Source organism: Martelella sp. K41-7 (assembly GCF_055808365.1).
Genome location: NZ_CM147867.1, coordinates 111702 through 132330 on the forward strand (window position 1 = coordinate 111702; position 20629 = coordinate 132330).

General features: G+C 59.2%; 15 protein-coding genes and 5 pseudogenes. 6 read left to right on the top strand and 14 right to left on the bottom strand.

Going from position 1 to position 20629, the window contains the following annotated elements:
* The first annotated feature begins 5 nt into the window (after window positions 1-5).
* A complete protein-coding gene (gene xsc / locus AC0L7L_RS00520) occupies window positions 6-1787 on the top strand; it encodes a sulfoacetaldehyde acetyltransferase (RefSeq protein ID WP_272209689.1) in 1782 nt (593 codons plus the stop codon).
* A 152-nt stretch (window positions 1788-1939) separates the two neighbouring features.
* Here xsc and AC0L7L_RS00525 read toward each other — a convergent pair.
* The 6 genes and pseudogenes from AC0L7L_RS00525 to AC0L7L_RS00550 all read right to left on the bottom strand — a co-directional run.
* Window positions 1940-2472, bottom strand: a pseudogene (locus AC0L7L_RS00525) (IS6 family transposase); the annotation flags it as partial.
* Window positions 2473-2572: 100 nt separating this feature from the next.
* Window positions 2573-4568, bottom strand: a pseudogene (locus tag AC0L7L_RS00530) (CocE/NonD family hydrolase).
* Window positions 4569-4642: 74 nt separating this feature from the next.
* A pseudogene (locus AC0L7L_RS00535) lies at window positions 4643-6228 on the bottom strand (ABC transporter ATP-binding protein).
* A 58-nt stretch (window positions 6229-6286) separates the two neighbouring features.
* Complete coding sequence (locus AC0L7L_RS00540; RefSeq protein ID WP_272209694.1) at window positions 6287-7111, bottom strand: ABC transporter permease; 825 nt, start codon at window positions 7109-7111, stop codon at window positions 6287-6289.
* On the bottom strand, window positions 7108-8139 hold the full coding sequence (locus tag AC0L7L_RS00545) for an ABC transporter permease (protein WP_473511171.1): 1032 nt from the start codon (window positions 8137-8139) through the stop codon (window positions 7108-7110). The genes AC0L7L_RS00540 and AC0L7L_RS00545 overlap by 4 nt, the downstream gene beginning before the upstream one ends.
* A 49-nt stretch (window positions 8140-8188) precedes the next feature.
* Window positions 8189-9769 (bottom strand): ABC transporter substrate-binding protein, encoded by a 1581-nt coding sequence (locus AC0L7L_RS00550; protein WP_473511173.1) that lies wholly within the window; start codon window positions 9767-9769, stop codon window positions 8189-8191.
* A gap of 226 nt (window positions 9770-9995) precedes the next feature.
* On the opposite strand from AC0L7L_RS00550, the gene AC0L7L_RS00555 reads away from it, so the two are divergent.
* Window positions 9996-10793 (top strand): helix-turn-helix domain-containing protein, encoded by a 798-nt coding sequence (locus AC0L7L_RS00555; RefSeq protein WP_272209696.1) that lies wholly within the window; start codon window positions 9996-9998, stop codon window positions 10791-10793.
* 264 nt (window positions 10794-11057) lie between these two features.
* Here the strand turns inward: AC0L7L_RS00555 and AC0L7L_RS00560 are convergent.
* From AC0L7L_RS00560 to AC0L7L_RS00570, 3 genes and pseudogenes are all read right to left on the bottom strand, one after another.
* Window positions 11058-11204 (bottom strand): annotated as a pseudogene (locus AC0L7L_RS00560) (IS256 family transposase); the annotation flags it as partial.
* A gap of 83 nt (window positions 11205-11287) precedes the next feature.
* Window positions 11288-11840: pseudogene (locus AC0L7L_RS00565) on the bottom strand (transposase); the annotation flags it as partial.
* A 110-nt stretch (window positions 11841-11950) separates the two neighbouring features.
* Window positions 11951-12826, bottom strand: coding sequence for an NAD(P)H-binding protein (locus tag AC0L7L_RS00570; RefSeq protein ID WP_473511176.1), 876 nt, complete (start codon window positions 12824-12826; stop codon window positions 11951-11953).
* Between the two features lie 138 nt (window positions 12827-12964).
* Here AC0L7L_RS00570 and AC0L7L_RS00575 point away from each other — a divergent pair, with 138 nt between their 5' ends.
* Window positions 12965-13861, top strand: a complete 897-nt coding sequence (locus AC0L7L_RS00575; protein ID WP_473511178.1) for a LysR family transcriptional regulator — start codon at window positions 12965-12967, stop codon at window positions 13859-13861.
* On the opposite strand, the gene AC0L7L_RS00580 is transcribed toward AC0L7L_RS00575, so the two are convergent.
* Both AC0L7L_RS00580 and AC0L7L_RS00585 read right to left on the bottom strand, forming a co-directional pair.
* Window positions 13786-14388, bottom strand: coding sequence for an oxidoreductase (locus AC0L7L_RS00580; RefSeq protein ID WP_473513699.1), 603 nt, complete (start codon window positions 14386-14388; stop codon window positions 13786-13788). The two genes, AC0L7L_RS00575 and AC0L7L_RS00580, sit on opposite strands and share 76 nt — an antisense overlap.
* 94 nt (window positions 14389-14482) lie before the next feature.
* A complete protein-coding gene (locus AC0L7L_RS00585) occupies window positions 14483-15703 on the bottom strand; it encodes an MFS transporter (RefSeq protein ID WP_473511180.1) in 1221 nt (406 codons plus the stop codon).
* A gap of 85 nt (window positions 15704-15788) precedes the next feature.
* Here AC0L7L_RS00585 and AC0L7L_RS00590 point away from each other — a divergent pair.
* From AC0L7L_RS00590 to AC0L7L_RS00600, 3 genes are all read left to right on the top strand, one after another.
* A protein-coding gene (locus AC0L7L_RS00590; protein WP_473511182.1) for an IS5 family transposase occupies window positions 15789-16543 on the top strand; the annotation gives its coding sequence in 2 pieces (ribosomal slippage) (window positions 15789-16122 and window positions 16122-16543; 756 coding nt in all).
* 132 nt (window positions 16544-16675) lie between these two features.
* A complete protein-coding gene (locus AC0L7L_RS00595; RefSeq protein WP_473511184.1) occupies window positions 16676-17350 on the top strand; it encodes a TetR/AcrR family transcriptional regulator in 675 nt (224 codons plus the stop codon).
* A 418-nt stretch (window positions 17351-17768) separates the two neighbouring features.
* Window positions 17769-18927 (top strand): IS3 family transposase gene (locus AC0L7L_RS00600; RefSeq protein ID WP_272209703.1). Its coding sequence is split into 2 segments (ribosomal slippage): window positions 17769-18025 and window positions 18024-18927, totalling 1161 coding nucleotides; the frame shifts between segments, so codons are not numbered across the junction.
* 39 nt (window positions 18928-18966) lie between these two features.
* On the opposite strand, the gene AC0L7L_RS00605 is transcribed toward AC0L7L_RS00600, so the two are convergent.
* The 3 genes from AC0L7L_RS00605 to AC0L7L_RS00615 all read right to left on the bottom strand — a co-directional run bounded on the left by AC0L7L_RS00605 (window position 18967) and on the right by AC0L7L_RS00615 (window position 20578).
* On the bottom strand, window positions 18967-19437 hold the full coding sequence (locus AC0L7L_RS00605) for an ATP-binding cassette domain-containing protein (RefSeq protein WP_473511187.1): 471 nt from the start codon (window positions 19435-19437) through the stop codon (window positions 18967-18969).
* Between the two features lie 6 nt (window positions 19438-19443).
* On the bottom strand, window positions 19444-19647 hold the full coding sequence (locus tag AC0L7L_RS00610) for a hypothetical protein (RefSeq protein WP_272209705.1): 204 nt from the start codon (window positions 19645-19647) through the stop codon (window positions 19444-19446).
* Between the two features lie 82 nt (window positions 19648-19729).
* A complete protein-coding gene (locus tag AC0L7L_RS00615) occupies window positions 19730-20578 on the bottom strand; it encodes an enoyl-CoA hydratase/isomerase family protein (RefSeq protein WP_272209706.1) in 849 nt (282 codons plus the stop codon).
* Window positions 20579-20629: the final 51 nt, after the last annotated feature.

Below are 20629 nucleotides of genomic sequence, written 5' to 3' on the forward strand. Positions count from 1 at the left end.
TGCCGATGAAAATGACCACCGAAGAAGCCTTTGTCAAAGTTCTGCAAATGCATGGGATCGAACATGCCTTCGGCATTATCGGCTCAGCGATGATGCCCGTCAGCGATCTTTTTCCAGAGGCCGGAATTACCTTCTGGGACTGCGCCCACGAGACCAATGCCGGGCTGATGGCCGACGGATTTACCCGTTCCACCGGCAAGATGTCGATGGCAATCGCCCAGAACGGTCCCGGCGTTACCGGTTTCGTAACCCCGGTCAAGACCGCTTATTGGAACCATACGCCACTGTTGCTGGTGACCCCGCAGGCCGCCAACAAGACAATCGGGCAGGGCGGCTTTCAGGAAATGGAGCAGATGCGGCTGTTTGCCGATTGCGTCAGTTATCAGGAGGAGGTCCGTGATCCCTCGCGTATTCCCGAAGTGCTGAACCGCGTGATCATGGAGGCCTGGCGCAATTCCGCACCGGCGCAGATCAACATTCCGCGCGACATGTGGACCCAGGTGATCGATGTCGACCTGCCGCAGGTCGTCGCTTTCGAGCGTCCGGCGGGCGGCGAACTGGCACTAGCGGAGGCCGCGAAACTTCTCTCGGAAGCGAAGTGCCCGGTCATTCTTTCGGGCGCTGGCGTCGTGCTTTCCGGTGCGATCCCGGATCTGATCCAGCTTGCCGAACGGCTCGATGCGCCGGTGTGCAGCAATTACCAGCACAATGACAGTTTCCCGGGCGCGCATCCGCTTGCCATGGGCCCGCTCGGCTATAACGGTTCCAAGGCCGGCATGGAGATCATTGCCAAGGCCGATGTGGTGCTCGCGCTCGGCACCCGCCTCAATCCGTTTTCAACCCTCCCGGGCTACGGCATCGATTACTGGCCGAAGGACGCCAAGATCATTCAGGTCGACATCAACGCCTCGCGCATCGGGCTGACCAAGAAGGTGAGTGTTGGCATTCAGGGCGATGCGGGCAAGGTGGCGCGCGGCATTCTGGCCCAGCTTTCCGAAACCGCCGGCGATGCCGGGCGCGCGGACCGCAAGCATCTCGTATCCCAGACCAAATCGCGCTGGGTGCAGGAGCTGACCAGCCTCGACCATGAGGATGACGATCCGGGCACGGAGTGGAATTCGGGCGCGCGCACCCGCGATTCGGATCTGATCTCGCCGCGCCAGGCCTGGCGTGCGATCATGCAGGCTGTGCCGCAGGAGGCGATCATCAGCAGCGATATCGGCAATAACTGCGCGATCGGCAATGCCTATCCGACCTTCGAGAAGGGCCGGAAATATCTGGCACCCGGGCTGTTCGGCCCCTGCGGCTACGGTTTTCCCGCCATCATCGGCGCCAAGATCGGCAATCCCGATACGCCGGTGATCGGCTTTGCGGGCGATGGCGCGTTCGGCATTTCGATGAACGAGATGACCGCCTGCGGTCGCGATCCCTGGCCGGCGATCACCATGGTGATCTTCCGCAATTATCAGTGGGGCGCGGAAAAGCGCAATACAACGCTGTGGTACGACAACAATTTCGTCGGCACCGAGCTTGACCGCGACACCTCTTATGCCGCGATCGCCAAGGCCTGCGGAGCACACGGCGTTCAGGTCCGCAGCCAGCAGCAACTGACCGAGGCGCTTTCGGCGGCCGTGGAGCGGCAGCTTGCCAACAAGGAAACCACCTTCATCGAGGTGCTTCTCAATCAGGAGCTCGGCGAACCTTTCCGCCGCGATGCGATGAAGAAACCGGTCGTCGTCGCCGGCATCGATGCCAACGACATGCGCCCGCAAAGGGGCGCTGCCTGAGGGACAAGACGCTTCGGGTGCCGCTCACGCGAGGTGTAGCAACAAATAGTCTCCCCCTTGAGGGGAGATGCCCCGAGTGTGCAAAAAGGGCAAAGCGGCATCGTCAACTTAACGGCAACGAGGCGGACCATGACAACGGCCTATTTCGCCGATCATGCTCGGGCGATTTCCGCCCACAGGTTCATCGCCGCTGAACGCAATTTGCGATGATGCTTGGAAGGGATGTCGTGGCGCGGGATGTGGAATAGGTTGGCGATCGGGTCATGGATAGAGACAAAGCGTTGGAGATGTCGCTGTGACTTGAAGCGCTTCATGATCCGCTCTCGGCGCCGGACTGGTTGGTGAGAATTCTCCGCCCGATTATTCAACCCTGTGTGGGAGCGATGCTCGACACAAGGCATGATCTCTCGCTTTGCTGCGCGATAGGATCGCAGCTTGTCTGTGATCATTACCTGCGGCGATCGTCCCTGGCTCTTCAGCAGTTTGCGTATCAGGCGCTTGGCGCCTTGGCATTTCGGCGGCTTTGAACGAGAACCTCGAGGACGAAACCGTCCTGATCAACTGCGCGCCACAGCCAGTGCTTCTTGCCGCGGATTGAAACAACGACTTCATCGAGGTGCCACCTGTCCCCAAGCCGGCCGGACGATCGACGGCGGATGTCGCTGGCAAAAGTGCGGCCGAATTTCAGTTGTTTGAAATTCAATTCAAATGAAACGGCCCCCCGATTTTTCGGAGAGCCGTCCGGAAACCGCCGTCGCGCCGGAACTGCCCTACGGCAGGACGGATTACATGAAGTCGCGCGGAATGCGCTTTTCGAACTCTTTGGCATAGATCTCACGGTCGCTCTCGAATGCGGTCACGCTTGCCGCAATGATCCAGTCTTTGTCCGTGCAGCGCATTGTCGTGGTGGTTTTTGTCGTCACTGACCATCCATCGCGTTCAATCCGGATTTTCCAGTCGATATCGCCCATCATCGACAGCGGGTCGTTCGGGTCGATCGACCAGTCCTCGTTGCGGATTTCCTGCGTGCGCAATCCGTTTCCGGGGTGCACTTCCAGCCCGGTGTCCTCATAGAGGCGGTAATGGGTCCGCCCGGTGACCAGATCCCTTTTGACAGACCGGCGGGTTTCGTCCGGCAGGAGCAGTTCATACTGCGGCAACGGATCTGCGTTTTCCGGCGCGTCGACGGCGATGCGCTCATGCTGGCCGAGAAGTGGCATGGCAAGGCGGATGCTGGCGGTGTCGATCGTCAGCCCAGGCGCCTGCGGCGACGGCAGGATGGTCGGCCAGTAGCTTGTCGAAAGCGCAAGCTTGATGCGATGACCAGGCGCGAAACGATAGCCCATGGCATCGAGTTGCATGGAAATGCGTGTCTTCTCGCCCTTCGGCATCTTGACCGGCGTTTCGTTACCCTCGCGATGGGCAAGGTTCAGAACTCCGTAGCAGGCGCGGGTTTCGGTACCGTCGGGGTGGACATCGATGAGGCGGACGGCAAGGTTTTCCCAGTCACCTTTGCAGGCGACATCGACGGTGAGTTCCGGCGCGCCGAGATAAACGACCTCTTCGACAAGCGGCGCGGTTTTGAAAACCAGCGAGCCGCCGTCATCAATGCGCTGATCGCCGGCAATTTCCGCGTCGGGCTTCAGCGTGAACCATTCGCCACTGCTGATGCCAGTGTCGAGCGGTGATCGTAGATCGATATCGCCGGTGCCTTCGCTGGCGTCTTTGGCGTTAAGCATTCCATCGGCGGCCACGGTCAGCATTTGCGTCTGCGGCTCTTCCCAGTCCTGCTTGGCAACCCAGTAACCGGGATCGTTTTCGCGCCTGAGCGCCGGGCGCGGACCGTCAAGAATGTAGGCGCGCATCTGCGGCAGGTCTTCCGCGCCGTTGTCTGCATCGTCCAGCCAGCGTTTCCACCAGGCGATGGCTTCGGTGTGGAAATCCATGCGTGGCTTTGGCCATGCGAAATGCGGATATTTGTGAATCCACGGGCCGATAATCGCCTTGCCTCTCTCATGCAGGCCCTCGATGGCCTTCAGCGGCGTGTTGCGATAGCCATCCGCCCAGCCGGCAATGACGAGCGCCGGCACGGGAAACCCGTCGAAATCCTCGCAGATCGAGCCATGTTTCCAGAAATCATCACGGCGCTGGTGCGCGAGCCATTCCTCCATGAAGAACGGCTCTCCTTCCAGCCGTTCCAGCCACATCTCCTTCCATCGGTCGCCAACCAGATCGATATCCGGCGAGCGCGACTGATAGGCCAGCATCGTCGCGGCCCAGGAAAGCTGCGTTGAAAGGTGGGTGCCGTTCTTGTAGTGAATGTCGTCATTGTAGCGGTCGACGGTCGAGGCGATCGAGATTACGGCCTTCAGCTGCGGCGGCTTGAGAGCTGCTACCTGCAGGCAGTTGAAGCCGCCCCAGGAAATGCCCATCATGCCGACATTGCCGTTCGACCAAGGCTGGGCGGCAATCCATTCGAGGATTTCGCAGGCGTCGGCGAGTTCGCGCGGGGTGTATTCGCCATCGATGACCCCTTCGGATTCGCCCGATCCGCGGATATCGACCCGCACACCCGCAATCCCGGCAGCGGCGAACACCGGATAAGTGGATTCGTCGCGCGGATCGGTTCCGCCGCGTTTGCGATAGGGCAGATATTCGAGGACTGTGGGAACCGGCTTGTCCTCAGCGCCCTCAGGCATCCAGATTCTGCGTCGCCAGGCGGGTGCCGTCCTTTAGCGTGATCCACTGGTCTTCGGACGTCGTGAAACCTTGTTGCGCCATGGTTTTGACCTTTTCATTCTCAGATTTTTTAGGGAAACAGGCGCGGGCCGCCGTCGCGGCCCGGCTGTAATTTTTTAGTTGCCGGCGCTGGAAATCCTGCGGCTGGCGAGTACGTGTTCCAGCCAGCCGGTTTTCATCTCCGGCACGGAGTTCAGCAGCAGGTCGGTGTAATCGTCGAAGGGCGGGGTTAGCGCTTCCGATTTGGGACCAAATCGGACAAGCCTGCCCCTGTGCATCACCGCGACACTGTCGGCAATAGCGCGAACAATGGCGATGTCGTGGGTGATGAAAATATAGGAAAGCTGCTTTTCCTTCTGAAGCTGCAACAGCAGCTTCAAAATGCCATCAGCAACCAGTGGGTCGAGCGCCGAGGTCGGCTCGTCGCAGATGATTAGCTCAGGTTTTGCGGCCAGCGCACGGGCAATGGCCACACGCTGTTTCTGGCCGCCAGACAGTTCGGCTGGGTAGCGGTCGTAGAAGCCGCTGCCCATTTCGATCTGCTCGAGCAGGTCATCGACGCGGTTGCGCCGCGAAGACCCTCTGAGTCCCTCGTAAAATGTCACCGCCCTGCCGATGATCCCGCCAACGGTCTGGCGCGGGTTCATCGCGGTATCGGCCATCTGGTAGATCAGCTGAAGCCGGCGCAGTTCCTCGCGGCTGCGCTTCTTCAGCGCCGACGGTAGGTCCTGCCCGTCAAAGCGCACACTGCCGGTCGAAGGCGGCAGAAGCCCCGTTGCGACCCGCGCCAGCGTCGACTTTCCCGATCCAGATTCGCCGACAATGGCAAGCGTTTGCCCCTTGGGAACGTGAAGCGACACATCGAACAGAACCGGCATTGTGCCATAGGCGGCCGAGATATTCTTCATTTCGAAGAAGCGCTCGGACTGGTCACCGGCTTCCGCATGCCGGATGGCGCGGACATTCACCAGATCGCGGGTATAGTCGGCATCGGGATTTTCGATGATCTTCTCGACGCTGCCATATTCTATGGTTTCACCATTGCGCAGCACCATGATGTCATCGGCCACCTGGGCCACGACCGCCAGATCATGGGTGATATAGAGCGCGGCGGTTCCGGTCTTGGCAATCGCGGTCTTGATCGCGGCCAGAACGTCGATCTGGGTGGTAACGTCCAACGCCGTGGTCGGCTCGTCGAAGACGATGAGTTCCGGCCGGCTGCAAAGCGCCATGGCCGTCATCGCACGCTGCAACTGCCCGCCGGACACCTGATGTGGATAACGGTTTCCGAAGGTTTCCGGATCCGGCAGGCCGAGAATGCCGAAAAGTTCAATGGCCCGCGCGCGCGCCTCGGAACGGCTCATCAGCCCATGGCGGATGGTCGCCTCAATCACCTGATCACCGAGCTTGTGGGCGGGGTTGAAAGATGCCGCCGCCGATTGCGAGACGTAGCATACCCGTGCGCCACGTAGCGCCCGCGTACCGGATTTTCCGAGTTTCAGGATGTCTACGCCGTCCAGCAGAACCTCGCCGCCGGTAATGGTGACACCGCCGCGCCCGTAGGCCAGCGGTGAAAGCCCGATTGTGGACTTTCCCGCGCCAGATTCACCGATCAGCCCGAGAACCTTGCCGCGTTTGAGTGTGAAGCTTACCCCCTGACGATCTTGATGGGATGCGGGCGTTCGCCCGGCGGATAGGCCATGGCGCCAATCTCTAGGTTGCGAACCTGAAGCAGAGGCGCTTCGTCCTGTTGTTGTAGCTCAGCCACCGCGGCCCCCTTTCAGACTGGATGTGCGTTTCAGCAGCCAGTCGACGACGAGATTGATCGAGATGGTGAGTGAAGCAATCGCCGCGCCCGGAACGAGAGCTGCGGAAACGCCGAAGATGATGCCGTCCTTGTTGTCCTTGACCATGCCACCCCAATCGGCGGTCGGCGGCTGGATGCCGAGACCGAGGAATGACAGGGTCGAAATGAACAGAACAGCGAAGGCAAGGCGCAGGCCGAATTCGGCCAGAAGCGGCGTCATCGCATTCGGCAGGATTTCGCGGAACACGATCCACAGCGTTTTCTCGCCGCGCAGCCTTGCCGCCTCGACGAAGTCCATCACCGCGATATCGCCCGCCAGCGCACGCCCGAGACGGAACACGCGGGTGGAATCGAGCACCGCCATGACGACAATCAGCACGAACAGGTTCTGCGGCAGCGCCGCGAGCACGATCAGCGCGAAGATCAGCGTCGGGATCGACATCATCAGGTCGTTGAGACGCGAGAGGCCCATATCGACGACGCCGCGCATGACAGCTGCCACGAAGCTCAGGATAATGCCCAGCGAAAAGGAGAGAACGGTGGCGCAGAAAGACACGAAAAGCGTCATCCGAGCACCGTAGATCATGCGCGACAGCAGATCCCGGCCGAGATTGTCAAGGCCGAGCGGAAAGGCATGACTGGCCGGTTCCCAGGGACTTCCGACAATTTGGTTTTCGCCGAAGGGCGCAAGCCAGGGCGCAAAGGCGGCTGCGATGACGGCCATGGCGATACCGGCCATGCCGATCCATGCCGTCAGCGGAACGGATCGGATATTCATCGTGGGTGCCTCAGACGCGGATTGACAAGAATGGACAGAATATCGGCGACCATATTGAGAAGAATGTAGATTGCCGAAAAGATCAGCCCGCAGCCCTGAACCACCGGCAGGTCGCGCACAGTCACCGCGTCCACCATATACTGGCCCATGCCGGGGTAGACGAAGACCACTTCGACAACCACGACACCAACGATCAGATAGGCCAGGTTGAGCGCGACGACATTGATGATCGGCGCCAGCGCGTTGGGGGCTGCATGTTTCACGATCGCCCGCAAGGCGCTGATGCCCTTCAGCTCTGCGGTCTCCATATAGGCCGACGCCATGACGTTGATGATGGCGGCGCGGGTCATGCGCATCATGTGCGCCAGAACCACCAGCACCAGCGTCGCCACCGGCAGAATGATGGTCTGAAGCTTCTGCCAAAGGCTCATGCTGTCATAAACCGTCGCCGGAAACGCCGCGACCGGATGCTGGACCACAAACACCATGATCAACAGGTAGGCGACGAAGAATTCCGGCAGCGAAACGGCGGCAAGCGAAACGAGGTTGATCAGCCTGTCCACCAGGCGGTCGCGATAAAGCACCGCGATCAGGCCGAGGCCGACGGCAAGCGGAACAGCGATGACCGCCGCGGCTCCGGCCAGCAGCATCGAATTGCCCAGCCGGTCGGCAATCTGGCCGCTGACCGACTGGCCGCTTGCCCAGGAATGACCGAAATCGCCATGTAATATGTTGAAAAGCCAGTCGAAATAGCGGGCCACGATAGGCCGGTCGAGGCCGAATTCAGCGCGCAGGTTGGCGATCGCCTGAGGCGTTGCCGCTTGACCGAGATAGGTTGTGGCAAAGTCGCCGGGCAGCATTTCAATCCCGGCGAAAATCAGGATCGAGCTCGCAAACAGCAGGCCGATGCCGAGCACAATCCGCTCGGCAATGCGGCTTGCCATGGGAAAGCGCGTGCGCCAAACGGCGACAGGGCCCGGCGGAGGCGCGGAAACAGGGATGGAAGGGGTTGGTTGCGTATCTGTCATGGGACCATGAAAGCCGCGGTTGTGTCCCGCGGCTTCCTCTTTTGACGGATCAGGAGACGAGCCAGGCGCGGCTGGCGATCTGTCCGTTGGACAGGTCGTTGCCGACGTCATCGATCCAGCCCTTCAGCTTCACCGAACGTGCATTGAGATAATTGTTGAACACCGGCAGGATGAGGCCGCTGTCGTCGCGCACCATCATCGCCATCTGGTGGTAGAGCGCGCGGCGCTTGTCCTTATCGGTTTCTGCACGGGCCTCAAGCAGCATCTTGTCGAATGCAGGGTCCTTGAAGCGGGTGTCGTTCCACGTTGACGTCGAAAGCTGCGTCGTGGTGTAACGGATATCCTGGGTCGCCCGTCCGCCCCAATAGGAGGCGCAGAACGGTTTCTTGTTCCAGATATTCGACCAATATCCGTCGGAAGGTTCACGCTGGAGCTTGATGTCGATGCCCGCTTCCTTGGCATTGGCCTGAAACAGGACAGAAGCATCGACCGCGCCGGTAAAGGCGGCATCGGAGGTGCGCAGCAGGATCGGGCCTTCGTGGCCGGACTTCTTGAAGTAGTGCGCCGCCTCTTCCGGGTCATAGGCGCGCTGCGGAATGTCGGTCGGTGCCAGCGCATAGGCATCGTTGACGGGGTAGTCATTGCCGAGCGTGCCATAGCCTCCGAGAATGGTCTTCAACATAGCTTCGCGGTCAATGGCGAGTTTCAGGGCCATCCTGAGGTCGTTGTTATCGAAGGGCGCAGTGTCGCCATGCATCAGGAACGAATAGAAGCCCTTGCCCTTGGTGCTCAGCGTCTCGACATTCGGCGCCCGCGACAGGAGCGACATCGTCTTCGGGCTCAGCGTGTTGATGAAGTGGACCTTGCCGGACGACAGCGATGCGATACGTGCCGTGTTGTCGTTAATGACGAGAACCTCGACACTATCGACGAAACCGCGATCCTCATTCCAGTCATCTTCATTCTTCGAAAAGGTGATACGGATGCCCGGCTCGAAGCTTTCGAGCTTGTAGGGCCCCGTGCCGATGGCGCTGTTGGGATCGTCCTTGCCGCCGTTCTTCTGAATCTGCAAATGGTAGTCGGTCAGCATCAGCGGCAGGTCGGCATTGCCGTTCTTGAGGGTAATCACCAGGTCGCCGGCACTCTCCTCAATGGTCTCGATCTCTTCGAGAAGACCGAGTGCCGCCGACGTCGAATCCTTGTCGGAATGCCGGCGGAGCGTCTGGACCGCATCATTGACAGTGAAAGGGGAGCCGTCATGAAAGCGCACATCCTTGCGCAGCTTGAACGTCCAGACCTTTGCGTCTTCGGAAGACGTCCAGCTTTCGGCAAGGCTCGGCAGCGCCTCGCCGGAAACCGGATCGGTGGTGACCAGCCGGTCGCCCCAGGTGAATCCGACCAGAAACATGGTGCTGCCGGCATAGGTGCCGGGATCAAGAATATCGGTCGTCTGTCCGCCGTCGAGGCCGAGCACGAGGTGACCGCCGCGCTGCGGTTCGTCGGCGGCAAGGCTCTCGCGCGGGATCAGCAGGCCGGAAGCGGTGGCCGCGAACCCGGCTGCGGCTGCGGATGCAAGAAAGGCGCGGCGGTTGAGGCCGGTCTGCGGAGTGGCGGTTTTTGTGTTTTTCATCTGGTTTCCCCTGACTGCTTTAACATTGCATTTTCTCGCCCATGCCACTTGGAAAACAGCGCTCGGCGGATGTTCGCAAAGGCGATGTCAAAATACCTGCAGGCGCGATTGACCAGCAGGTCAAAAATCATGTGCAGATGCATAAGCAGCTTGCGCGGACCAGACAACTTCGCTTATTGACGCATAATGACGCGAATTGACGCTATCAGGATTGCATCGCCCCACAATGACATCCCGGATCAACAGTAGTTTTGCGACCAATTTGCGGTTCGCCTGCGACACCCGTCCGTCGATTACCGCAATCTGCCGCGAAATCGGAATCAACAGGCAACAGTTCAATCGTTATCTTGCCGCGCAAACACGTCCTTCGCCTTATAATACAGGGAAAATCGCGCGGTATTTCGGTCTGAAGCCGCAGGATTTCCTGCTGCCGGCAAAACGCTTTCAGGAAGTATTCGACACGCCGGCCGAAACCGCCGGACCTGTCTCTCTGCTGCGGGAAGGCTTTCCCGGGAACCTGCCGGAGCTGCGCCCCTATGCGGGCTATTACGAACTTTTCCATAAAAGCCTGTCCTGGCCCGGAAAAATTGTCCGAAGCTGCGCCAAGCTTGAAGAAACAGCTGGTCAGATCACCGTGAAATCCATCGAGCGGCTTTACGACCGGGAACTGGAAATCCGGCAGTTCTCGAAATATGTCGGACTGGCGGCCTACTGGCGCAACCGGCTTTTCATCGTCGAGCGCGGGGTTGGGGAGCAATCTTTCCTGTGTCAGACGACGCTGATGCCGTTTGCCGAGCATCAGCGCACCTATCTTCGCGGCGTCACGACCGGCGTTTCATGGCGCCAGGAAAACCTGCCCTATTCCACGCGGACGATATGGCGGGCGGTTGGGACAAACCCCGACAAGCGCAAGCTCCTGGAGGGATGCGGCCTGATTGCGGAAAAATCGCCGAAACTGCCGCTTCCCGTCCGCCGCTATCTGAACAGCGAGGTCGAAAACCATACGCTTGTGGCCGCCCGGTAGTCATATGGAACCCTTAAGGACGGAGTCCAATGGCAAAAAAGCAGCTGCGGAAGAAGGTCAAGAGTTCGAGATTTACCAAGCTACCCCAAAAAGGACTGGTATGCTCTTGCCGATAGACCTCTTCCCATTTTCCCTATGGAACATAGAGCCAGACACCCCATACGATCCGCAAAGTTCCGTTAACCTGCGGGGAGCAGAGATCGTGTCCCGCGGCGTGGTGTCGCTTCGGCACTCGCCGCGCCTTCCGGACAGAGCCGGAATGGATCAGATTGCCGCTGGCAGGCTGATGAGGAGATCATCGCTCGTTGTGGCGATGGTCTCATGTGTCATGTAGCGGGATCTCTGGACGGCCCATTCGTCGTTCTATTCGAGCAGCAGTGCCCCGACCAGCCTGACAATGGCGTCATTGTTTCAATCGGTCGGTCGAGGTAGGCCTTCACCTTGTCGTCGATCTCCTCGCAGAGCCGGGAGACTTGGCCGTTGGAAATGCCGGACACCCGTGACGGGGCGGATGAGCGATCCTCCAGACCTTCAACGCCAAGCCGTTGGAGCCGGTCATACCAGCAGTAGAAAGTCTGTCGTGGAATGCCGAGCTGATCCAATGTCATCTTCACCGGCAAATGCGATTGTTCAACCAACCGGATGATTTCCAGCTTTTCGGATGCGAGGTACCTCATCCTTCGTCGCCCCCATCCGCTATCATGCTTTTTTGAGCAGGCGCAGCTCCAGTGTCTGCTCGGCCACGACCTCTTTCAGATCGCGCGCTTAACGGCGCAACACCTTCACCTCATCCGTGGTCGCGGCCCGTGCCGTATCACCGGCCAGGCGCCGCTTGCCGGCCCCAAGAAACTCCTTCGACCAGGTGTAGTACATGCTTTCGGCGATACCCTCGCGGCGGCAGAGCGCGGCGATACTGTCTTCGCCACGCAGGCCTTCCAGCACGATACGGATCTTTTCTTCAGCCGAATAGGATTTACGTGTGGCACGGCGGATATCCTTGATCGCCTTGTCTGCGCTCGACTTCTGCTGCCCGGACTTCTGTCTCATCTTCGCTTCCTTTGCCTGAGCCATGATGAGCCAGAATCCTCCCTTATCCGTTAACCAGCATCTGTCTCAAAGGCGTTGAGACGGAACAGTCGTTTGTTGCGTTGTCAGCTCTATGAGACGTTCCGTTTCAGGTTCGATTTCAAGAAACTGTTCATTGTTTGCGGGGCGCGGCCGATAATTCCGGCCAAGGTCGGATCAACTGTCGCGAATTCACCCGCCCGCGCCGCCTGGTAGTATCCCGACATGACCGCGACAGCCCCCTCGGGAAGACCGGCCTTCCGCACATTCGCCAGCATTTCTTCATCGCTGATGGTCGTTCGAGCAACCGGCTTGCCCGTGATCTCGCCAAACATGCGGGCGAGATCGGCAAGATCCAACGCTTCGCTGCCTGTCATGGGAGGCGTCGGTCCGTCGATGACCTCGCTCCCGGCCAGCAGCGCGGCGTCGGCGGCGGCCAGATCGTCATGCGTGGTCCATGCGACCTTGCCGTCCTGGGGCGCCGCGATCATTCCGGACGCGAAGCCACGCGCGTTCATCGCAATCGCGCTGGCGGCATAAAAACCGTGGCGCATTGCCGTCCAGGGCAGGCCCGACTCCGCAAGCATTGTCTCGGTGGCAGCATGGTCTTTGCCGGGCGGAAAATGCGAAGTCATGGAGCTGGAGATCTGGCTGGTATAGAAAAGGCGTTCGACGCCGAGGTCGCACGCTGTCCGGATTGCATTGGCATGCTCCTTCAAAGGATCGCCGCCGGAGGCCACCGCATTCGAGGACATCAGCAGAAGGCGTTCCGCCCCCTCCCAGGCAAGACGAAGGCTCTTCAGGTCGTTGTAATCTCCGCGCTGGACGCGCACGCCGCGCGCCTTGAGGTCGGCGACCTTTTGAGGATCGCGGACGCTGACGCCGATTTGCTTGGCGGGAACGCGATCGAGCAGATTTTCTACGATTTTGCGGCCGAGTTGGCCGGAAGCGCCGGTGACGATCAACATGGGTTTGTGTCCTTGAGTTTTTCAGGCTGGCCGGACGGATCTGCCGACCGGCCGTCAATTCACAAACCAAAATGATTGTTTTCATGGGCTTTGATAATCCAGCAATTATGGAATAGCCTGTTCTCCATGCAGAACAATGTGTCCCCAAACGACCTGTCCGTCTTCCTTGCGGTTCTTGACGAAGGCGGCTTTCGTGCTGCCGCGAGCCGGCTGGGTGTCGCACCCTCAAAAGTCAGCACAACGATTTCTCGTCTTGAAGCACAATTCGGGTTGCCGCTTATCCTGCGTACGACGCGAAGCATACGCGCCACGGAGGAAGGCCTCGCCCTGGCGGAACGCCTCGCGCCGCTGTTGAAGGAAGTCGAGGCGGCATGTGCTGAAACGGCCAATTCCAGAGGCCGGGTGCAGGGCAAACTGAAACTCAATGTGCCTGGTGCGGTGATGCCGGACATCCTGCCGCCGCTGCTTCAGGCATTTCAGGATGATCACCCGGCGGTGGAGGTCGAGATCGTCGTGGAGAACGGCCTTGTCGACATGATCGCGGCGGGATGCGATGCAGGGATCCGCTATGGCTCGTCTGTCGAAAAGGACATGGTTTCCATTCCGATTGGACCCCGGGTCCAGCAAATTGCGCTGGCCGCGTCACCCGAATACATTTCGCGACGCGGTCTTCCGCAGACGCCTGCGGACCTTTTGCACCATGACGCGATCCGTTACCGATTGCTGAGCGGACGCCTTCTGCCCTGGGTGCTGAAGGACAAAGAGGACACAATCGAGGTGAAGCCCGTCACACGGCTCGTTTTGAGCGTGAATTCTCTCAACAGTGGGCTGAGCTTTGCCCGAACCGGTTTGGGCATCATCGGCGTGTTCCGCAATTGGCTCGAGGATGACTTCCGCACAGGGACGCTTGTTCCCATTTTGCCACACTGTTGGCCCGAGCAGGACGGGCCGCGTCTGTATTATCCAAGCCGTTTCACATCGGCGTCGCTGCGGGCTTTCATCGAGACGTGCCGCAATTCTACCGTGCAAGCTTGACGGCCGCGAGCCTCGTTCAGATAACCATAGCCGCCGTGAATTTCGATGCCGTCGAAACCGGCTTTGATCGCCCGTTCTGTCGCAGATCGGAAGCTCCCGATAATGTCGCCGATTTCGGCATCGGTAAGCGCGCGGGGAACCGCAACGCTGCGGTCCGGCGTAGCGATGCCGCTGGGGGAGACAACATCGCCATCCGGCACCAGCGCGGGAGGACAAACGCCGCCGCCATGATGGAGTTGCAGGATCGCCTTTGCGCCCGCGCCTTTGATCCTTTCGGCCCAGGCAGCCAGCCCGGGAAGTAGGGAATCATCATGCGCGGCGGGTTCTCCGATATAGGCCTTACCGTTTGGAGAAACCGCGACACAAGCAGTGAACACCAATCCCGGCCCGGCGGAGCGGCGCTCAATATAGTCGAGTTCGGCCTCGCCGATCGAACCGTCCTCGGGAGAGGAATAATGGGTCATCGCTGCCAATGCGACCCGATTGCGGCAGGGTATCTCTGCCTTGAGGAGTGTCCCTTCCTGCAGGGGGTGTTGTCCGGTCTCGGGGCTGCAATTCCCATGTTGCTTACGCTTTCCTTCTGGCTTTCATTGTAGATGCGGCAGGGTCGGAGCCGAGCACTCAACCTTCATTGATGCTTGGTGGTGTCCTGGTCTCGCTGCGCAGAACAAGCAGAGCCGCCAGGATGATGGCAGCGCTGCCGGACAAGACGAGATAGCCGGTCGTGATCGAGGTCGCTTCCATCAGCGGCCCCAACAGAAGAGGCGAGACGAATTGACCGAGAAACATGCACGTGCTGAACACGGCCATGGCGCGTCCGAGTAGAGACCCCGGCACGTAGTCGTCGATCAGGACGGACGTAGTGGAAAACGCCAGAGCATTGCCGATACCGAGCATGGCGCTCGCAATGGCGAGCACGATGAAGTCACCGGACGTGCCGAGGGTCAGGAAGGCGAGAACCCATGTCAAAGCGGTCAATCGCAAGAGAGCAAGATAGGAAAAGCGCTTGCCCAGCCATCCGAAAATGACACCGACAATACTCGACGCCGCCGCCATCAGAGCCATGTAGAGCGAGACTAAAACCGGTGCCGTGAGGCCGAGTTCGCTCAGCCGCAGCGGCAGAAAGACCGGCAAGGCATAAAGCATGACAGCCTGCGTTACGACCAGGAAGTAAACGGCGATGAGGGCTGGCCGGAGCAGTAGGGTGAGGAGGGATCCCCTGTCCCGATCCGGACTTGGCTCACTCCCGGACCTGGGAATGACGGCCAGCGCGGCGAGACCCAGGGGCACGCCCACGGCGTTCAGACTGAAGGTGGCGTGCCACGAGAAAGCCGTGGCCAGGCCGCCGCCGATGATGGGAAACAGAACGCCGCCCAAGCTGGTCGCCGTGGTGCGCCAGCCCATGACACGGTCACGGATTGCACCGCGATAAAGCGACAGCATTGCCACCGTGGTTCCGGCGAAAACGAACGCCGCTCCGATGCCGAAGATCGCACGGCTGACGATTAATGCCGAATAGCTGGATGCGACGATCCCCGCGCTGCCGGCCAGCCCGTAGAGCAGCAGGCCGCCGGCCAGTGGCCCGCGCGCCCCCCATCGGTCGATCATCCAGCCTGCCAGCGGGCTGACGATGGCAATAACAAGCCCGTGCATAGTGAGAATGAGGCCGGCCGCCGTTCCATCTACCCCGAGATCACCGCGCATGAGTTCCACGATCGGTGTGATGGCGGATCCAGCCATCACCGCGAGCGTCGAGGCGAGCAGCAGCAGCGTCAGCGCAACGCGATAAGGGATCTGAGCTTCTCGGGAGTCTTCTCCGTCGATAACCGGCATTGCATGCATGGACTTCTTCCTAGGCTCAGGACCTATTAAATCACTTGCGACGTTCTCTTCGTTTTGATTCATTGGACTCGAATGGAGAACCGCAATGAGTGATTTTCCGCTGCTGTCGCAGGCGCAGATGCGCCGGATTGAACCTTATTTCCCGCTGTCCCACGGTGTGCCTCGTGTTGATGATCGGCTGATCGTGAGCGGCATTGTCTTTGTCTTGCGCAATGGTTTGCGATGGCGCGATGCGCCGAAGGAATATGGACCGCACAAGACGATCTATAATCGCTTCATCCGCTGGAGCAGGCTTGGTGTGTTCAACAGGATTTTCGCTGAATTGGCGGCCGAATGCGGTGAGCCGGAACAGTTGATGATCGACGCCACGCATTTGAAAGCACATCGCACCGCAGCCAGTCTGCTAAAAAAGGGGATGTTCCCAGACGTATCGGGCGCACCAAAGGCGGCCTGAACTCCAAGCTGCATGCGGTTTGCGATGGCCATGGCCGACCACTGATCATGCTGTTGAGCGAAGGGCAGACGAGCGACTACAAAGGTGCTGCCCGAATGATAGAATCCTTTCCCAAAGCAAAGACGTTACTGGCCGACAAAGGCTACGATGCCGACTGGTTTCGAGAGGCCTTGGCGGAGCGCAAAATCAAGGCCTGCATTCCATCGAGGGCGAACAGAAAGGTCCCAATAGCGCATGACCGCAAGCTCTACCAAAAGCGTCATAAAATCGAGAACATGTTTGGCAGGCTCAAGGACTGGCGCCGAATTCACACCCGATACGACCGTTGTGCACACACTTTCTTCTCAAGCATATGCATCGCTGCTGCTGTTATCTTCTGGCTATGATTTTAACGAGTCCTGAGCCTAGGTGAGACGAAACATTGTGGAAGAATGTGCCACTTCGTATAATTTGTTAATCAGTGGCGTTTTATGATTGAGCGCAATTGCGCTTCAGCAGCGATATGATTAATATGCGGTATGGAACCTAGCGCCAGCACCCTAGACAATCGGCGGCTGCCACTTCGGGAACGAAAGAAACTTCGCACCCGTCAGGCGCTCGCTGACACCGCTCTTGAGCTTTTTACCGAGAAAGGCTTTGCCGCGACGACTCTCGATGAACTGGTCGATCGCGTAGACGTCTCGAAGAGAACCTTCTTCCGCTACTTCGCTTCCAAAGAGGACGTCGCGATAGCAACCGAAGCCGAGTTCTGGGAGGCCTATATCGATGAGGTTCGCGACCGCGACGTGCAGGGGCGCTTTCTCGCCTTCCTGAGAGAGGCTCTCCTGGCCTCGCTCCGCTCAATGGACGCGGAGTGGGACAGGCGTTTCCTCCAGACGCGAAGGATTGTGGCTTACGCAGGCAGTTCCGTTTTGTACGACCACTCGGAGCTTGCTTCGCTGCGAGCACAGAGGCAGTTGATCGACGTTCTCGGAGACAAAATCGGCATAGTCGGCCGGGAGGATGTCCGTTTCCGCATGCTCGGCGAATTCGTGCTCGGCGCGTGGCGCTGCGGCGCCAGTAATTGGGTTGCCGGTAGAGGATCGGAAGCGCAAGGCATTCGCGGGCATGGTGGCCGCGATATGCTCATCCGCAGAGTGGAGGAAGCATTTGATGCGATTCCCGAAACCCTTTCGCTTGCTGCACGTGGATGAGGCAAACGCTCAGAACTTTCAGACGAGAAAGTCATTCCAGACCGCGTACGTGTGTTTCTCGACAGTTTTCTGGACTACCTGTGACGAGATGCTTTCGGATTGAGTTGGTAGACCCTTGGGCCGCGCGACCCGTTGCAGGGCGCTGATCCGAAGGGACGGCGTTAGGGGCAACGTTATTCTCGTTGATCCGCAGTTTCCATTCCACGTTCAACGTCGACGGCGCGGCGCCGAACTGACCACGGCAATGTTGTTTTGAAAGGCGCCCGACATAAGCCTGCTCTTGGGCGTCGTAAGGGTTTGGTTTCGATCAATGAGTTGAACTGTTTCGGAAATTGGCGCCAGCGCAGGGATGCGCACTGACGCTCTCTAACTTCGTAAGGATCAATGCTCATGCGGCCGCCCGGAAAAGCACGTCAAGGTGGGCGTTTGTCCCCGCAATCACAGCCCCGCTTTCCAAGCGAAAGTCGCGCTTGCCGCGATCCAGGGCGAAAAGACGATGGTGGAGCTTTCGCAGCAGTTCGGCATCCACGCCAACCAGATCAAGCAATGGAAAGATCAATTGCTCGAAGGCGCGATGAACGTCTTCGATGATGGGCGCAAGGAAGACGCCGCGCCTGTCGTTGACGTCAATAACCTTCATGCGAAGATCGGCGAACTGACGTTGGAGAACGATGCTCCGCCGAGCCACAGGTCTCGGCTGCGATAACCGGCGCGCTCGGCAAGGCCGGATTGCTGAGCGGAAAACGATGATCGACCGGAACCATACCCTTCCCATTTCCCGTCAGGCCCGGGCTCTCGGCATCAGCCGTGGCAGTGTCTACTATCTGCCTCGGGCGACATCGGCGGCAGATCTGGCGCTGATGCGCCGGATTGACGAGCTGCATCTGGACTACCCCTTCGCCGGAAGCCGGATGCTGCAGGGGCTTTTGACAGCGGAAGGCCATCACGTCGGGCGGCTGCACGTCAGAACGCTGATGAGGAAGATGGGTATTGAGGCCATATACCGCCGTGCGAACACCTCGAAACCGGCGCCGGGCCACAAGATTTATCCGTATCTCCTGAAGAATGTTGCGGTCACCCGCCCCAATCAGGCCTGGGCACTCGACATCACGTATGTGCCGATGGCGCGAGGCTTTGTCTATCTCTGTGCCGTCATCGACTGGTTCAGCCGCCGGGTGTTGTCGTGGAAGCTTTCGATCACGCTGGAAGCCGCGTTCTGCATTGAAGCCGTCGAGGAAGCGCTCGCCCGATATGGCAAGCCCGAGATATTCAGCAGCGATCAGGGATCGCAGTTCACATCTATTGATTTTACCGGCGTTCTGAAAGACGCCGAGATCAAGATATCGATGGATGGCAAGGACGCATGGCGCGACAACGTCTTCGTCGAGCGGCTTTGGCGGTCTATCAAATATGAAGAGGTTTATCTTCACGCCTACAAGACGGTCGCAGAAGCCCGAGCCGGGATCGGACGATATCTGACCTTTTACAACAGCCGCCGTCCGCATTCATCGCTTGACCGGAAGACACCCGATCAGGCTTACTTCAACGCGCTGCCCGCGATATCAGAGGCAATATAAACAAGGCCGAAAACCACTTAAGAACGACCATCAGCCCGTTCAAACAAACCGAGCCACTTCATTCTGCGGCAGGGCCGCAGCTTGTGCGAAGGAGAGCAGGTGGTTGAATGCAGTACGATTCGGATGAGTTGCCCGTGCATCCAGCAATGCGCCGATGGTCCGGGCTGGATCATTCAACTGGGTGATATGATGACCGGCGATCATAATTTCGCCCGATGTTGGCCCGGTCAACCCGAGCAGCATCCGCAAGGTTGTGCTCTTGCCCGCTCCGTTGGGGCCGAGGAAGCCGGTAATGACACCCAGTTCCGCGGTGAATGACAGATCCTTCACCACCAGCTTATTGCCGTATCTCTTGGTAAGTAGATGCGCTCTAATGCCGGCTGCGGTTGCTTTTTCGAGATGCTGGTTGGTGTGACGCATCTCCCCATCTGTGAGAGGAAGAATTGCGTTCGATTGGATGTCTTGACTCATTCCGTGCGGTAGGGACCGGCAGTGCCCGATGATGCTCATTCCCGGCTACTCTAGGACATAGGCATAGGCATACGGGTAGGCGCATTCGGGGTTGATCTGTTCTGTTACGGGTTGCAAGCCACCGCCAAAGGCTTTCGAGACCGGAGCGGCGGCAATTGTCGCTAAAGAGGCAGCGAGCAGTGTACGGCGTGTTAATGGGAACTGTCCGCGTCTTTGCACGGCGATGGGGGCTTCTTGATCGTCAACCATGCTCACTCCGGGAAAAGATGTGCCCTGCCGAGCAATCAAGGCGGGTGGCTTCGGCTGCTCGGTAGGACAACCCGATGCTTGATTAAAAGGGATTGCGGGGATCGACCAGCAGCGCCGGATCCGGCACAACCGATTTGCTTGCCACGTTTGCCAGCATCTGATGCGCCATATGGAAACCGAAATCTTCGGAGAGCGCCTTCTTCCAGTGTCTTGACAGGATGTTGTGGGTCGCCCAGCGCGTATAGCGCGGCCTTTTCATTATGTACTGGGCGAGATCCCAGGCCCTTTGGAGAAGCACTTCACGGGGAAAGATCTCATTGACGAGACCGAGTTCGAGGGCCTTTGGCGCCGGAATGGATTTCGCCGCATAGATATAATAGGCGGCGCGCTTTGGCCCCATCAGAGCCTGCAGCGCCATGCCTTGCCCGTCGCCCGGAGGGCTCCCCAACCAGAAGTGAGGGTCCATGAAATCCGCGTCCGGCGCCGAAAAGGTGACGTCGGACAGCAGTGCGAACTCCGTATGGACGCCGGGACCGTTGACGGCCGCGATGGTGGGCATGTCGACGCTGTAAATGAAGCTCTCTATATGCTTCCATCCGTCCATCATCCGCTGGAAGATATGATCCGGATCCAGTTCCGCCGCTGGTTTCGGATTGAGCCTTTTCGGATCGCCCATCATCCATTTGTCCCCTGTGCCGGTCAGGATCAGCACCTGATTCTCGGGATCATTGCCGACATCCTGCCATACACGGGCCCAAGCATTGTGGGCGGCGTGGGTATGTTTGTAGGGACCGTCGTCAGTGTGCATGCGAAGCTCGATGATGCCGCCCTCGCGCCGCATCTTGAAGAAGCTCTCATAACGCTTCGCGTAGTCATCGAACGATGTTGGGGCGGCATAGCCCTTCCATTCTGCGCGCGGATCCCAGGTCATGAGCGCTGCCTCCGGGAATGGGTTGGATCGTGTCCCTGCATGTGGTGTAGT